The organism is Caulobacter sp. GW821-FHT09B11 (assembly GCF_059418205.1).
Map to the genome: position 1 here is coordinate 1 of NZ_JBWKPK010000062.1, position 14,568 is coordinate 14,568.

11 protein-coding genes are annotated in these 14,568 nt (G+C 69.5%); 6 read left to right on the forward strand and 5 right to left on the reverse strand.

All coding sequences use genetic code 11. The features are described 5' to 3' along the window. Positions 1 to 332: 332 nt before the first annotated feature. On the reverse strand, positions 333 to 1,850 hold the full coding sequence (locus tag AC07N1_RS24990) for an aldehyde dehydrogenase family protein (protein ID WP_494674249.1): 1,518 nt from the start codon (positions 1,848 to 1,850) through the stop codon (positions 333 to 335). A 164-nt stretch (positions 1,851 to 2,014) separates the two neighbouring features. Here AC07N1_RS24990 and AC07N1_RS24995 point away from each other — a divergent pair, with 164 nt between their 5' ends. Continuing rightward, positions 2,015 to 3,265, forward strand: coding sequence for an MFS transporter (locus AC07N1_RS24995; RefSeq protein WP_494674250.1), 1,251 nt, complete (start codon positions 2,015 to 2,017; stop codon positions 3,263 to 3,265). A gap of 17 nt (positions 3,266 to 3,282) precedes the next feature. Here the strand turns inward: AC07N1_RS24995 and AC07N1_RS25000 are convergent, their stop codons facing one another. Beyond that, the gene (locus AC07N1_RS25000; RefSeq protein ID WP_487292569.1) at positions 3,283 to 4,077 is read right to left on the reverse strand and encodes an IclR family transcriptional regulator domain-containing protein; all 795 of its coding nucleotides are present in this window, start codon (positions 4,075 to 4,077) and stop codon (positions 3,283 to 3,285) included. A 229-nt stretch (positions 4,078 to 4,306) separates the two neighbouring features. Here AC07N1_RS25000 and AC07N1_RS25005 point away from each other — a divergent pair, with 229 nt between their 5' ends. Then, positions 4,307 to 5,440 carry a serine hydrolase domain-containing protein gene (locus tag AC07N1_RS25005; protein ID WP_494674251.1) on the forward strand — a complete coding sequence of 378 codons (1,134 nt, stop codon included), beginning with the start codon at positions 4,307 to 4,309 and terminating at the stop codon, positions 5,438 to 5,440. Here AC07N1_RS25005 and AC07N1_RS25010 read toward each other — a convergent pair. Beyond that, complete coding sequence (locus tag AC07N1_RS25010; protein ID WP_158285847.1) at positions 5,437 to 5,589, reverse strand: hypothetical protein; 153 nt, start codon at positions 5,587 to 5,589, stop codon at positions 5,437 to 5,439. The two genes, AC07N1_RS25005 and AC07N1_RS25010, sit on opposite strands and share 4 nt — an antisense overlap. Before the next feature lie 141 nt (positions 5,590 to 5,730). Between AC07N1_RS25010 and arsC the strand changes: the two genes are divergently transcribed. The 3 genes from arsC (at position 5,731) to AC07N1_RS25025 (ending at position 9,819) form a co-directional block, all read left to right on the forward strand. Beyond that, complete coding sequence (gene arsC / locus AC07N1_RS25015; RefSeq protein ID WP_494674252.1) at positions 5,731 to 6,111, forward strand: arsenate reductase (glutaredoxin); 381 nt, start codon at positions 5,731 to 5,733, stop codon at positions 6,109 to 6,111. Between the two features lie 174 nt (positions 6,112 to 6,285). Beyond that, a complete protein-coding gene (locus tag AC07N1_RS25020; protein ID WP_494674253.1) occupies positions 6,286 to 7,326 on the forward strand; it encodes a substrate-binding domain-containing protein in 1,041 nt (346 codons plus the stop codon). 321 nt (positions 7,327 to 7,647) lie between these two features. Continuing rightward, positions 7,648 to 9,819: a DEAD/DEAH box helicase gene (locus AC07N1_RS25025; protein WP_494674254.1), complete on the forward strand. Its 2,172-nt coding sequence runs from the start codon at positions 7,648 to 7,650 to the stop codon at positions 9,817 to 9,819. A 130-nt stretch (positions 9,820 to 9,949) separates the two neighbouring features. On the opposite strand, the gene AC07N1_RS25030 is transcribed toward AC07N1_RS25025, so the two are convergent. Together AC07N1_RS25030 and AC07N1_RS25035 are read right to left on the reverse strand one after the other, a co-directional pair. Next, the gene (locus tag AC07N1_RS25030; RefSeq protein WP_494674255.1) at positions 9,950 to 11,128 is read right to left on the reverse strand and encodes a BaiN/RdsA family NAD(P)/FAD-dependent oxidoreductase; all 1,179 of its coding nucleotides are present in this window, start codon (positions 11,126 to 11,128) and stop codon (positions 9,950 to 9,952) included. A gap of 68 nt (positions 11,129 to 11,196) precedes the next feature. Continuing rightward, positions 11,197 to 13,017, reverse strand: coding sequence for a methyl-accepting chemotaxis protein (locus tag AC07N1_RS25035; protein ID WP_494674256.1), 1,821 nt, complete (start codon positions 13,015 to 13,017; stop codon positions 11,197 to 11,199). Positions 13,018 to 13,170: 153 nt separating this feature from the next. Between AC07N1_RS25035 and AC07N1_RS25040 the strand changes: the two genes are divergently transcribed. Beyond that, entirely contained in the window at positions 13,171 to 14,493 is a 1,323-nt protein-coding gene (locus tag AC07N1_RS25040) for an Hsp70 family protein (RefSeq protein ID WP_494674257.1), read from the forward strand. Positions 14,494 to 14,568 lie beyond the last annotated feature (75 nt).

Below are 14,568 nucleotides of genomic sequence, written 5' to 3' on the forward strand. Positions count from 1 at the left end.
TCACAGCCCGGTTCCGGGGAAGGCAGATGCCGAAGGGGGTGAAGGGCGGAAAAGGCCCGCGCGCCCCGGCCTGAGGTTCAACGATCGCGCGGGGCGTCAGAGCTTCGTCGAAACGGTACTTAAAACTCACACCTCCGGGCGATGCCCGGACGCCCCGCGCCCTCTCCGATCAACTTCCGTGGTTTCCACGAGAGGCCGCAGCCGCGCGTCCGCGCGGCCCCCTCAGTCGCTCCGCGACAGCTCCCCCCGAGGGGGAGCATGTTGGCGCTTAAGATCCTCCCCCTCTGGGGGAGGTGGCCCGGAGGGCCGGAGGGGGCCCGCCGGCAGGCGGGCTACAACGGCCCCAGGTTCACGCTCACGGCCTTGGTCTTCAGGTACGAGTCGATCCCCTCGCGCCCGAACTCACGGCCCCAGCCGGACTGGCGGTTGCCGCCGAACGGGGTCTCGGGGCTCAGGGCCGCGTGGATGTTGACCCCCACCTGGCCGCTGTCGATGGCGCGGGCCATGCGGTGGGCGCGCGAGAGGTCCTTGGTCCAGACCGAGCCCGACAGGCCGTAGGTCGTGGCGTTGATCGCCGAAAGCAGCGCCTCGTCATCGTCGCCGAACGCCTGCACACCCAGCACCGGACCGAACACCTCTTCGCGGGCCAGGCGCATGTCGGGGCTGACGTTGGCATAGATGGTCGGGGCGACGTAGTGGCCGGGGCCGTCCGGCACGCCGCCGGCATAGGTCAGGCGCGCGCCCTGGGCGGCGGCGGCCTCGACATGCTCCAGCACCCGGCCCTTCTGACGGGCCGAGACCAACGGGCCGATCATCGTCGTCGGGTCCAGGCCCGGACCGACCTTCAGATAGGCGGCGGTCTGGGCCAGGCCTTCGAGCACCGGCTCCAGCACCTTTTCGTGCACGAACAGGCGCGTGCCGGCCATGCAGTTCTGGCCCGACAGGAAGAAGCAGGCCAGGGCCGCAGACGGGATGGCGTCGGCCAGGTCCGCGTCGGGGAAGATCACGAACGGCGACTTGCCGCCCAGCTCCAGCGATACGCGCTTCAAGTCATGACTGACCGCGCGGACGATCTCCTTGCCCACCGCCGTCGAGCCGGTGAAGGTGATCTTGTCGATCCCCGGGTGCGAGACCAGCGCGGCGCCGATCTCGTGGCCCAGGCCGTGGATCAGGTTGAACACGCCGGGCGGGCCGCCGGCTTCCAGCCACAGCCGCGCCACCAGGATCGAGGTCAGCGGCGTCAGCTCGGCGCTCTTCAAGACGAGCGTGCAGCCCGAGGCCAGGGCCGGCGCCAGCTTCAGGATGATCATCGACACCGGCACGTTCCAGGGCACGATCGCCCCGACCACGCCCACCGGCTCGCGCACCGTATAGACGAGGAGATCGAGCGCCTCGCGGCCGTTGGCCCGGGCCGGGATGGTCGAGCCCTCCAGCTTGGTGGCCAGGCCCGCGTAATAGCGCACGTAGTCGGCGCAGAAGCCCTTGATGGTCGCGCCCGACAGGGCGATCGGCATGCCGTTTTCCAGCACCTCGATCTCGGCCAGCTTGTCGGCGTCGCGCTCAAGCAGGTCGGCGAAGCGCAGCATGATCCGGGCGCGGTCGGCGCCGGAGGTGCGGCTCCAGCCCTTGAAGGCCTTGCGGGCGGCGGCGACGGCCAGGTCGAGATCCTCGGCCGAGGTCGCGCGCACCTTGGCGATCGTCTGCTCCGTCGCCGGATTCTCGACCTCGATCAGGGTCTCGCCGCGCCCCTCGACGAAGGCCTCGCCGATCAGCTGGCCATGGGTCTGCGCAAGAAAGGCCAGGGCTTCCCGCGAGGGGCCGAAGATCGCTGCGTCGCTGGCGTCCGCCATGGGAAACTCCGTCGGAATGAACTGGGATCTGTTTTGAAGCGCGGGCGGTCTGGCCGCCGCTTTCCCGCGCGCCCTCCCCGCCTGTCGATCAAGCCGCGCGAAGCGATGGCGCGCCGCGCGCGAGCCGTCGGATGCTCCAATGGGGCTATTGGGGGACTTGAGGCGTGAGCGAGGTTCGGGACGAATTCCGCAAGGGCTGGCGCGTGGTGCTGGCCGCCGGGATCGGGGTCGGCTGCGGCATCAGCCTGCAGCAATATGTCGGCTCTCTCTTCGTGAAGGCGCTTCAGGCGGATCTGGGCTGGAGCCGGGGCAAGATCGCCCAGGCCCAGGGCGCGGCCCTGGCGGCCCTGTTCGTCGCCCCCGTGCTCGGCTGGCTGATCGACAAGGTCGGGGTGCGGCCGGTGGCGATGGTCTCCATCGTCCTGCTGGCGGCGGTCTATCTGGGCCTGGCCGCCATGCCGCCGTCGCTGGGCGCCTTCTATGGCCTCTTCGCCCTTTTGGTGATCCTGGGCTGCGGCACCGGACCGATCGGCTACACCCGGGCGGTCAACACTTGGTTCGAGAAGGGTCGCGGCCTGTCTCTCGGCCTGACCCTGACCGGCGTCTCGCTGGTCGCGGCGCTGAGCGCGCCGCTGCTTAGCTTCGTCATCGCCCATCACGGCTGGCGCGGCGGCTATGCGACGCTGGCGGGACTGTCGCTGTTTGTCGCCCTGCCGACCGTCTTCCTCGCCCTGTGGGAGCGCCCGCGCTGGCTGGCCAAGCACGGCGCCGCCGCGACCGAGATCGATGCGGCCAAGCGCGTCTCTCAGGTCGGCCTGACCGCCGGCCAGGCCTTGAAGACCGGCCGCTTCTGGATCCTGTCGCTGGCCATCCTGCTGGCCACGGCCGGCCTGACCGGCGTCATCAGCCAACTTCAGCCGATCCTCACCGACCAGGGCCTCGACGCCCGCGTCGCCGGCTGGCTGGTGGCCCTGCTGGCGGTCTCGGTGGCGCTGGGACGAATCGTCGTCGGCTGGGCGGTGGACCGCTTCTGGGCCCCGATCCCGGCCGCCATCGCCCTCGTCCTGCCGGCCCTGGGCGTCGGCCTGCTGGCCATCGGCCACGGCCAGTGGCCGCTGGCCGTGCTGGCCGTGCTGCTGATCGGCGCGGCGCAGGGCGGCGAGGTCGACGTCGCCGCCTTCTTCGTCGCCCGCTATTTCGGCATGCGCTCGTACGGCGCGGTCTACGCCCTGATCGGCATCGCCATCTCGCTGGGCGTGCCGATCGGCGCCATCGGCTTCGGAGCCCTCTACGACCACGATGGCGGCTACGGCCGCGCCCTGGCGATCGCGGCCGCCGGCTTTGTCGCCAGCGGCGCGCTGATCCTCCTGATGGGACGCTATCCGCAATGGACCACGCCCGAGAAGACCGCCTGAGGCGCTCGCCCGCGCCATCAGGCGGCGCGGGACAGCGGCTCCGACAAGTCGCGGCTGATGGCGGCCGCGGCCGACTTCAGCTTGTCGCCGTACTGCTTGACGGCGTCCGGCATCTTCATCGACGAGCTGAAGAACACCAGCACCAGCGCCCCGCAAACGCCCTCGCTGTTGAAGATCGGCGCGCCGATCGACGAGGTCTTGCCCGGCGTGGCCGTGTAGGGATTGCGCCCCTTGGTCGCCCAGCCGGCCTCGATGATGTCGGAGAACATGCCGCCGGACTCCGCATATTGCAGGGTCAGCGGATCGACCTGGCCCTCGCCGCGGCGATAGGCCTCCAGCACGGCCGCCTGCTCGTCGGGGCTGGCGAAGGCGAGATACGCCTTGCCCGCCGCGCTCTCCAGAATCGGCAGGGTGTAGCCCGGATAATAGTTGTTCAGCGTCAGCGACGTCATCGTGTGGGTCGAGTCGCGGATCATCATCTGCTGGCCGACCCTGGTCGCGATCGACACCGGCCAGGTCACCTTGGCCGTCAGGTCGACGATGTGCGGGCGGGCGCAGGCGACCAGGCGATCGCTCTCCTGGAACCCATGCGACAGCGACTGCACCAGCATGGTCGGTCGATAGCGCTTCCGGGCCGGCTCCCGCTCGATCAGCTTCTCGTGCAGCAGGGTCTGCACGATGCGGCAGGCCGTCGGATAGGGCACGCCCGAGGTCTGGGCGATCTCCATCATCGACAGCGAACCACGGCGGTTGATCGCCTGCAGCACCGAGATGCAGCGGCTGATGGCCCTGATCGGCACACCTTTTTCCATAGAAACGCCTCCTCCAGATTCACGCGAACTCCAGACCGTGGCGGCGAGGGTCTGGCGGAAACCACGTCCCGACTATCCGTTCGCCGGATAGCGCAACGAAGCCCCGCCACGGTCGGAGTCGTCTTTTGTGCGTCGCCTGCTCTTTCGCAGGGCGGATATTTGACCACGCGGTCAACGAAGTGGCAATTCGTGGATTTACGGTCAGGCTCACATAACGTCGGAGCCCGAGATGACCGCTGAAACTTCCGTAACGTCAGCCGACGAGGCTTTGTATCTTCAGCGCTTTCAGGCCGCCGCCAACGCTCCGCAGGAGACCTACGACACGCTGGAGCCGGTGCCCGGGGCGGCTGGGCGCACGCTGATTCCGGCCGCCGCGACGGCCACGATCGACGCTGCGGCGCTGGATGCGGCCGAGGCCTACGCCAAGGACAGCAACGCCAAGGCCTTCATGGTCTGGCGCGATGGCGTGCTGGAACGCGAGACCTATTTCGCCGGCGCGGCCCGCCCGTCGCTGCTGGCTTCCAAGTCGCTGGCCAAGCCGCTGACCGCCGTCGCCATCGGCCGCGCCCTGGCGCTGGGCGTGATCGAGTCGCTGGACCAGTCGGTCGCCGACTTCATCACCGAGTGGAAGGGCACGCCCAAGGCCGACATTCTGGTGCGCCACACGCTCGACATGCGCACGGGCCTGCTGCCCCAAGGCTTCAGCACCGACCCGGCCGACGTGCTGAACCGCGCCTATCTGCACCCGCGCCATGACGACGTGCTGATCAACGACTACCCGCTCGTCCATACGCCGGGCAGCCGCTACGACTACGCCAACGCCACTTCGGAGCTGGTGGCCCTGGTCATCGAGCGCGCCACCGGCCGCCGCTACGCCGAGTTCATCTCCGAAGAAGTGCTCAAGCCCATCGACGCGCCGGGAGGCCAGATCTGGGTCGATCGTCCGGGCGGCCTTGCGCACTCGGGCTGCTGCATCCTGCTGCCGGCCGAAAGCTGGCTGCGCCTGGCGATCCTGCTGCTCGACGACGGAGTCCACGCCGGCGCGCGCCTGCTGCACGAGGGCTATGTGGGCGAGATGCGCACCCCGACCGAGCAGAACCCGCACTACGGCCTGGGCGTCTATATCGGCGCGCCCTATCTGGAGCGCCGCGGCTGGGCCGCGCCGGACCTGCCCTGGCCCAAGATCCTGCACAGCGAGCCCTACCTCGCCGACGACCTCTATCTCTTCTGCGGGAATTCAAACCAGGTGGTCTACATCGTGCCGTCCAAGCGCCTGATCGTGCTGCGAGTCGGCGATAGCCCGCCCAAGACGCCCGAGTGGGACAACAGCGTGCTGCCCAACCTGATCCTCAAGAGTCTCTAGCGCTTCCGGCGGAGGGCGACCCGGGCGATGAGCTTGCGGACCTCGCCCTCCTCCACCCCGTCCCGACGCATCAGCAGACGGACGATCGGCTCCGAAAGGAGTTCGTCGAGTGAAGGCGGCGGGTCGTCCAGACCCCGGTCGTCGCGCATCGGGCGCTCCTCTCCGGTCGGGGGCGCCCTCCTCGCATCATTGCGAGTGAATCGCAACTACTATCCTGAAGCGTCACACTTGCCGTGGCGACCGGGCGGCCGACTTGCTATCTGCCTCGCCAAAGCATCGAGAGGCCCCGCATGACCTTCCCCGTCACCATCTTCCACAATCCCAAGTGCGGAACCTCGCGCAACACGCTGGCGATCATCGAGGCCGCCGGCTACGCGCCGACCGTGGTCGAATACCTAAAGGCCGGCTGGACGCTGGAACAGCTGAAGGACCTCGCCGCCCGCACCGGTCTCGGCGCCCGCGGCCTGCTGCGCGTCAAGGGCGCGCTGGCCGAGGAGCTGGGCCTGACCGATCCGGCGACGTCCGACGACGCCATCCTGGCGGCCATGGTCGAGCACCCCATCCTGGTCGAGCGCCCGATCGTGGTCACCCCCAAGGGCGCGGTGCTGGCCCGGCCCAAGGAAAAAGTCCTCGACGTCCTCGACCGCCACCCGCCCGCCGACGCATCCTGATCCGTGGTCGGACGTTTTCATGGACGGTGTCGCAAATCTGTCGTCGAACTGTGACAAATAGCCGACCTCGTCGCCGCTAGTCTGTGCGCGGCGAGGTTGAAGGATCGATCCCCCTGATCCTTCAACGCGTCCAATGATTCCCGTGGCCCCAAGCCGACCATCAGGATGTCGTCCATGAAAGCCTTCCTCGGAGCCGCCGCCGCGCTCGGCCTGCTGGCCCTGGCGCCCAGCGCCCACGCCGCCCGTGACTACGTCTGGGCCGCCGGCTCTTCGACCGTCTTCCCGTTCAGCACCCGCGTCGCCGAAAACTACGCCAAGAAGACCGGCAAGAAGTCGCCCAAGGTCGAGAGCCTCGGCACCGGCGGGGGCATCAAGATGTTCTGCGGCGGCATGGGCGAGGGCTTCCCCGACATCGCCAACGCCTCGCGTCCGATGAAGAAGTCCGAGTTCGAGGCCTGCAAGGCCAAGGGCGTCAAGGACATCGTCGAGATCAAGATCGGCTTCGACGGCATCGTCATCGCGATGGACAAGAAGTCGCCCGACTACAACTTCAAGCTCGAGCACCTGTATCTGGGCCTGGCCCAGAACACCCTGCGCGGCGGCCAGTTCGTGGCCAACCCGTACAAGACCTGGAAGGACGTGGGCGCCGGCCTGCCGGCCAACCGCATCCTGGTCTACGGCCCGCCGCCCACCTCGGGCACGCGTGACGCCTGGGTCGAGCTGGCCATCGAGAACGGCGCCAAGAAGTTCCCGACCGCCAAGTCCCTGCATGACAGCGACGAGAAGGCCTTCAAGGCCAAGATCGACCCGCTGCGCAAGGACGGCGGCTGGATCGACGCCGGCGAGAACGACAACGCCATCGTCGGCACCCTGACCAAGACCCCGGGCGCCCTGGGCGTGTTCGGCTTCTCGTTCCTCGAAGAGAACGCCAACGTCATCAAGGGCGCGGCGGTCAACGGCGTGAAGCCGACCCCGCAGGCGATCGCCAACGGCAGCTACCCGCTGTCGCGCTCGCTCTACATCTACGTCAAGAAGGGCCAGGTCGGCGTGACCCCGGGCCTGAAGGAATACCTGGCCGAGTTCGTCTCCGACGCCGCCACCGGCCGCGGCGGCTACCTGCAGGGCCGCGGCCTGATCCCGCTGCCGCCCGCCCAGCACGAAGCCAACAAGGCCACGGCCAGCAAGCTGCCGAACATGGCTTCGCCCAAGAGCTGATCGCGCCGCGCATCGCCTGAACGACGCCCCGTCCGGACACTCCGGGCGGGGCGTTTTCGTTTAACCAAACGCTGCGGCCAAAGCGCCGCAGTGGGGGCTAATTATCCGCCGGCTCTTGCCTTTCGAGGCAGATTGGCGTCTTAACGCGACTTTCCAAACTTCCTCGGTCGCCCGAGCGCCTCGTTTTGGCGACCGGAGGAGTTTATTTTCATGACAAGTGACCAATCAGACGGGTCCGGGACATCGGGGTCGTAATTTGGTCGTGGCGCAGGCCGCGGGCGTTTTTGTGTGCCGCCGCCTGCAGGATCGAACTGGACCAACATGCCCTTCCCCGCCTCTCACCCCGCTCTTGAGCGGGCTCTCGCCGCTCAGGGTTACGCCGAGCCCACCCCCGTCCAGGCCGCCGTGCTGGAAGCCGACGCCGAAGGCCGCGACCTGCTGGTCAGCGCCCAGACCGGCTCGGGCAAGACCGTGGCCTTCGGCCTGGCCGCCGCCCCGACCCTGCTGGGCGACGCCGAGCGCCTGCCCAAGGCCGGCCTGCCGATGTGCCTGGTCATCGCCCCGACCCGCGAACTGGCCATGCAGGTCAATCGCGAACTGGAGTGGCTCTACGCCCAGGCCGGCGCCACGGTCGTCAACTGCGTCGGCGGCATGGACGCGCGTCGCGAACAGCGCGCCCTGAACTTCGGCGCCCACATAGTGGTCGGCACCCCGGGCCGCCTGCGCGACCACATCGAGCGCGGCCACCTGGATCTCTCCGAGCTGAAGGTCGCCGTCCTCGACGAGGCCGACGAGATGCTCGACATGGGCTTCCGCGAAGACCTCGAGTTCATTCTCGACGCCGCCCCGGCCGAACGCCGCACCCTGCTGTTCTCGGCCACCCTGGCGCGCGACATCATCGCCCTGGCCAAGAACTACCAGAACGACGCCCTGCGCATCGACACCATCGACCGCAACGAGCCGCACCGCGACATCGAGTACCGCGCCGTGCGCGTGGCGCCGAACGAGACCGAGCACGCGGTCGTCAACCTGCTGCGCTATTTCGAAAGCCCTGGCGCCCTGGTGTTCGCCAACACCCGCGAAAGCGTCCGTTCGCTGCACAGCAAGCTGCGCGAGCGCGGCTTCGACGTCGTCGGCCTGTCGGGCGAACTGAGCCAGCGTGAGCGCGCCGACGCCCTGCAGGCCCTGCGCGACGGCCACGCCCGCGTCTGCGTCGCCACCGACGTCGCCGCCCGCGGCCTCGACCTGCCGGACCTGGGTCTCGTCATCCACGCCGAACTGCCGGTCAACAAGGCGACCCTGCTGCACCGTTCGGGCCGCACCGGCCGGGCCGGCAAGAAGGGCGTCAGCGCCCTGGTCGTGCCCTACACCCGCCGTCGCAAGGCCGAACAGCTGCTGTTCGCGGCCGGTGTCGAAGGCGTCTGGGGCGGCGCCCCGAGCGCCGACGAGATCCGCGCCAAGGACACCGAGCGCCTGCTCGACGATCCGATCTTCGCCGAGGCCTCGAACGAGGAAGACCTGGCCCTGGCGGAAGCCATGCTGGCCAAGCGCACCCCGACCGAGATCGCCGCGGCCCTGATCCGCACCCGCCGCGCCAAGCTGCCGGCCCCGGAAGAGATCTACGACGACCCGCGCCACGGCGCCGATCCGGGCCCGCGCTCGCGCGAGCCCCGCGGCGACCGCGACTTCGCCCCGCGTGACTTCGGCGACCGTCCCGAGCGCGAACCGCGCACCAGCATGGACGGCTCGGAGTGGTTCCGCATCAGCGTCGGCCGTCGCGGCAACGCCGATCCCAAGTGGCTGATCCCGCTGATCTGCCGCCAGGGCCACATCACCAAGAAGGACATCGGCTCGATCCGGATCTTCGACTACGACACCAAGTTCGAGATCTCGGCCGAGGCGGCCGTGAAGTTCGGCGCGGCGGTCCAGTCGACCGTTCGCGAAGACGTCTCGATCACCCCGACCGCGGCGCCTGCTCCGCGCGGCCCGCGTCGCGAGTTCGACGGCGACGCTCCGCGCGCGCCGCGCCCGCCGCGCAACTACGACGACGCGCCGCGCGGCCCCCGCGCCAACGCCCCGGGCTCGCGCGACCACACTCCGCGTCCTGGCGGCTATGATCGCGATGGCGCCAGCAGCGCCAAGCCCTACGCTCGTGGCGACGAGCCCAAGGGCGACTACAAGCCGCGTCCGCCGCGGGACGACAAGCCTCGCGACTTCAAGCCGCGCGATCGCGATGCGGCTCCGCGTCCGTATTCGCCGATCGAAAGCGACGGCGCCCCGAAGCGGGCCTACAAGCCCCGCACCGAAGCCCGCGACGGTGACGCCCCGCGCGAATACAAGCCCCGTGCGCCCAAGGCGTTCGGCGACGCCCCGGCCAAGCCCTACAAGGCCAAGCCGGCCTTCGGCGACAAGCCGGCGTTCAAGGGCCCCAAGCCCTTCAAGGGCAAGAGCGACTTCGCCGGCAAGCCCAAGCCGCCGTTCAAGAAGAAGTAGTCTGCGGGGGCGAAAGCCCCCTCAGTCGCTCCGCGACAGCTCCCCCAGAGGGGGAGGATCTTGGAGAGCGCCGCGCTAAACAAATCCTCCCCCTCTGGGGGAGGTGGCCCGGAGGGCCGGAGGGGGCCGGTTACGCCGCCTGCCCCGCGCACCATCCCGACGCCCAGGCCCACTGGAAATTATACCCGCCCAGCCAGCCGGTGACGTCGACCACCTCGCCGATGAAGTAGAGCCCGGGCACGGCCTTGGCCGCCATGCTGCGGGAATCCAGGCCGTCGGTGTCGACCCCGCCCAGCGTGACTTCCGCCGTGCGATAGCCCTCCGAGCCGACCGGCTTGACCGTCCAGGCGTTGACCACGGCCGCCACGCGGGCCAGCACCTTGTCCGAGCAGTCGGCGATGTTGCCGGTGACGCCCTCGTCGTCGACGATCATCTGCGCCAGTCGCTTGGGCACGATCTCGCCGAGCACGGTATGCAGCGCCCGACGGCCGTTGACGGCGCGCTCGGCCTTCAGCGTCGCGAAGACGTCGGTCCCCGGCGCCATGTCGACGACGATCTCGCCGCCCTCGCGCCAGTACGACGAGATCTGCAGGATCGACGGCCCCGACAGGCCCCGGTGGGTGAACAGCATGCCTTCCCGGAACTTGGTCTTGCCGCTCTTGACCACAGCGTCCACCGAGACGCCCGACAGCGGCGACAGCCGCTCGAGGGTGCGGGCCTCGAAGGTCAGCGGCACCAGGGCCGGCCGGGTCTCGACGATGGCCAGGCCAAACTGGCGGGCGATGTCATAGCCCAGGCCCGTCGCACCCATCTTCGGGATCGACTTGCCGCCGGTGGCGACCACCACCGAGGCGCAGGCGACCGGACCGCTCGAGAGGCGGACGACGAAGCCCTCGCCGTCCTTGGCCACGCCCTCGACGCTCGTCTCCAGCCGCAGCACGACGCCGGCCTGCTCCATCTCGTCCAGCAGCATGGCGATGATGTCCTTGGCGGAGTCGTCGCAGAACAGCTGGCCAAGGGTCTTTTCGTGGAAGTCGATCCCGTGCTTGCGGACCAGCGCGATGAAGTCGGTCGGCCTATAGCGGCGCAGGGCCGAGACGCAGAACTTCGGATTGGCCGACAGGAAGTTGGCCGGCGTCGCGCCCATGTTGGTGAAGTTGCAGCGGCCGCCGCCGCTGATGCGGATCTTCTCGCCCGGCGCCTTGGCGTGATCCACGATCAGCACCGAACGCCCGCGCTTGCCGGCCTCGATGGCGCACATCATGCCGGCCGCGCCGGCTCCCAGCACCACGACGTCGAACTGTTCCAAGATCCGGCCCTTCCAAGTGAGCGCGCCAAGGACGGGCGCGCGGAGGAAAAGTCAATGCGAACCGACCCCTACCCCGCCATCCGGTAGCCTCGCGCCTGCCTCTCGCCCGACACCCGGAACCGTTCCGTCATCTCAACCAGCCCGGCGATCTCGCTCTTCAGGGCGTGGGCGACGGCGTTGGCTTCTTCGACCATGGCGGCGTTCTGCTGCACGCCCTGGTCCATCTGATTCACGGCCGCATTGACCTCGTTGAGGCCGGTGGCCTGCTCGCCGGCCGAGGCCGCCAGTTCGCGGACCAGGGCGTCGATCTCGCCGACCTTGCAGACGATGCCTTCCAGCGCCTCGCCGGTCTGGCCGACCAGCTTGACGCCCTCGTCGACCTGGCGGGCCGAGGTCGAGATCAAGGTCTTGATCTCCTTGGCGGCGTCGGCCGAACGCTGGGCCAGCGCACGAACTTCCTGGGCGACGACGGCGAAGCCGCGCCCCGCCTCGCCGGCACGAGCGGCTTCCACGCCGGCGTTGAGGGCCAGCAGGTTGGTCTGGAAGGCGATTTCGTCGATGACGCCGATGATCTGGCCGATCTGGCGCGAGGAGGTTTCGATGCCGGTCATGGCCTCGACGGCGCCGCGCACCACCTGCCCCGAACGCTCGGCGTCGCCCCGGGCCGAGCCGACCACGCGGGCAGCCTCGCCCGCGCCCTGCGAGGCGCGACGGACAGTGGCGGTGATCTCGTCGAGGGCGGCGGCGGTCTCTTCCAGGCTGGCGGCCTGCTGCTCGCTGCGGCGGGCGGTGTGGTCGGCGGCGGCGGCGATCTCGTCGGAGCCCCGGCCGATGCCGTCGACGGCCGACAGGATCTGGCCCATGGCCTCGTCGAGATGGCCCATGGCGGCGTTGAAGTCGTCGCGCAGCTGGCGATAGCCGTCAGGGAAGGCCTCGGCGACGCGCACCGTCAGGTCGCCGCGCGACAGGCGCGAAAGGCCCTGGGCGATCCGCTCCATGACGAAGGCCTGCTCGTCGGCGGCCGCTTCACGCGCGGCTTCGTTGCGGCCGCGCTCCTCGTCGCCGGCGGCGCGGGTGCGGGCCTGCTCGGCCTGGGCGGACTTCAGGGCCAGGGCGTTGTCCTTGAAGACCTGGACGGTGCGGGCCATCTGCCCGACCTCGTCGCGACGGCCGGCGCCGGCCACGGCCACCTCCAGACGGCCTTCGGCGAGATCGCTCATGGCTCGCGACAGGCCGGCCACCGGACGCGAGATCTTCACCGCCCCGATCCACAGGGCGAAGGCGACCCCGCCCAGCGCCGCGGCCACGCCGAACAGCAGGGTCAGCAGCACGCCGCGCTCGGCCTTGGACCGGGCGGCGGCGACCATGGCGTCGGTCTCCTCGTGATAGCCGTCGCCCCAGGCCTTCACGTCCTTGGCCAGGCTCGCGATCGCCGGATCCATGGCCGAAAGATCAGCGATGGCACCGGTGTCATCGTTGGACAAACCTTTGTCCGCCGCGCCGCGCGCATGGCCGTACAGCGCGTCGATGCGGGCGCGGAAGCCTTCGGCCTTCCCGGCGATCGCCGGGTCGAAGCCGGTCATCTTGGCCAGGCTGTCCTTGCCCTCGCCATAGACCTTGTCGAGCTCCTTGGAGGCGGCCTGTGCCTGCTCGGACCCGCCATCATAGGTGACGGTGCGGTGGGCGGCGTGGCCCATCATGGCGAGGCGGCGGCTGAAACGGGCTGACTGCACCTCGGCGGGGGCCCGATGCTCGACGAGGCGGCTGGTGGCCGCGTCCAGGCTCTTCTGCTGCCAGACGCCCAGGCCCGTGCAGGCCAGCACCGCCGCGCCCAGCACGACGGCCGGCAGGGCGACCTTCGAGGCGATCTTGAGATCGTCGAGCTTCATGTCTGTTTCCCCCCGGATGTTGTCTAAGTCCGCGCCGGATTCACGGTTGCCGAACCCAGTTTTTCGACTGCGGCGTAAAAACCCCGTTAAGTCGCTTGACCCCCGCGCTGATGGCTGTAGGACGCACGGCCCCTCCCCGGCCCGAGCTTCCCCATGACGTCCGCCGTCCAGCCGACGATCGGCATCGATTTCGGCACCACCAACACCGTCGTCGCCATCGCCGACGGCGGCGGTCCCGCGCGCCTGGTGCGCTTTCCCGTCGGCGAGAAGGACATCTTCGCCTTCCGCTCGGCGCTGAGCTTCCACTCGGTCGCCGGCCCCGACGGCCGCCCGACCGAGCGCGTCATCGAGGCCGGTCCCTGGGCCATCGAGGCCTATGTCGAAGACCCGCTGGAGACGCGCTTCGTCCAGTCGTTCAAGACCTTCGCGGCCAGCGCCGCCTTCACCGAGACCAAGATCCTCGACCGGCGCTACCTGTTCGAGGACCTGCTGGCGGCGTTCCTGTTCAAGCTGCGCGACCACGCCGGCGGCCAGATGAGCGACCTGCCGCCGCGGGTGATCGTCGGCCGGCCGGTGACCTTCGCCGGCGGCAATCCCGACGAGGCCCTGGCCCTGCGCCGCTACGAGGCCGCCTTCGAGCGCTTGGGCTTCTCCGACATCCGCTACGCCCACGAGCCGGTCGGCGCGGCCTTCTTCTTCGCCCGCCAGCTGAAGGAGGACGCCACGGTGCTGGTGGCCGACTTCGGCGGCGGCACCAGCGACTTCTCGATCGTGCGGTTCGAGCGTCACGACGGCCAGCTGCGCTCGGTTCCGCTGGCCCGTTCGGGCGTCGGGGTGGCCGGCGACGCCTTCGACTACCGGATCATCGACAACGTGGTGTCGCCCGAGCTTGGCAAGGGCAGCCTCTACAAGGCCATGTCGAGCCGCCTGCCGATCCCGCAGCGCTACTACACCGCCTTCGCCCGCTGGGACCAGCTGGCCATGCTGCGGGCCTCCAAGGACATGCGCGACATCCGCGCCCTGGAGCGCACGGCGGTCGAGCCGGAGAAGATCAGCCGCCTGATCGAGGTGCTGGACGACAACCACGGCTACGCTCTCTACCGCTCGGTCTCGGGCCTGAAGGAGGCGCTGTCGAGCCGGGAAAGCGCGCTGTTCTCGTTCAAGGCCGGCTCGGTGGAGATCGAGCGCGAGGTGGCCAGGAGCGAGTTCGAGGCCTGGATCGCGCCGGAGCTGAAGGCGATCGAGACGGCGGTGGACCAGGCGCTGGAGCGTTCGGGCCTGTCGGCCGACGCGGTGGACCGTGTGTTCCTCACCGGCGGCTCGTCCTTCGTGCCGGCGGTGCGGGAGATCTTCCTGCGACGGTTCGGCGCCGAGCGCATCGAGAGCGGCGGCGAGTTCGAGTCGATCGCCTCGGGCCTGGCGCTGATCGGGCATGAGAGCGACCTCGACCTGTGGAGCGAGCGCGTTCCGGGCTGACCCCCTCCGGCCCTCCGGGCCACCTCCCCCAGAGGGGGAGGATCTTGGCCGAGGCATCGCCAGAAAGATGCTCCC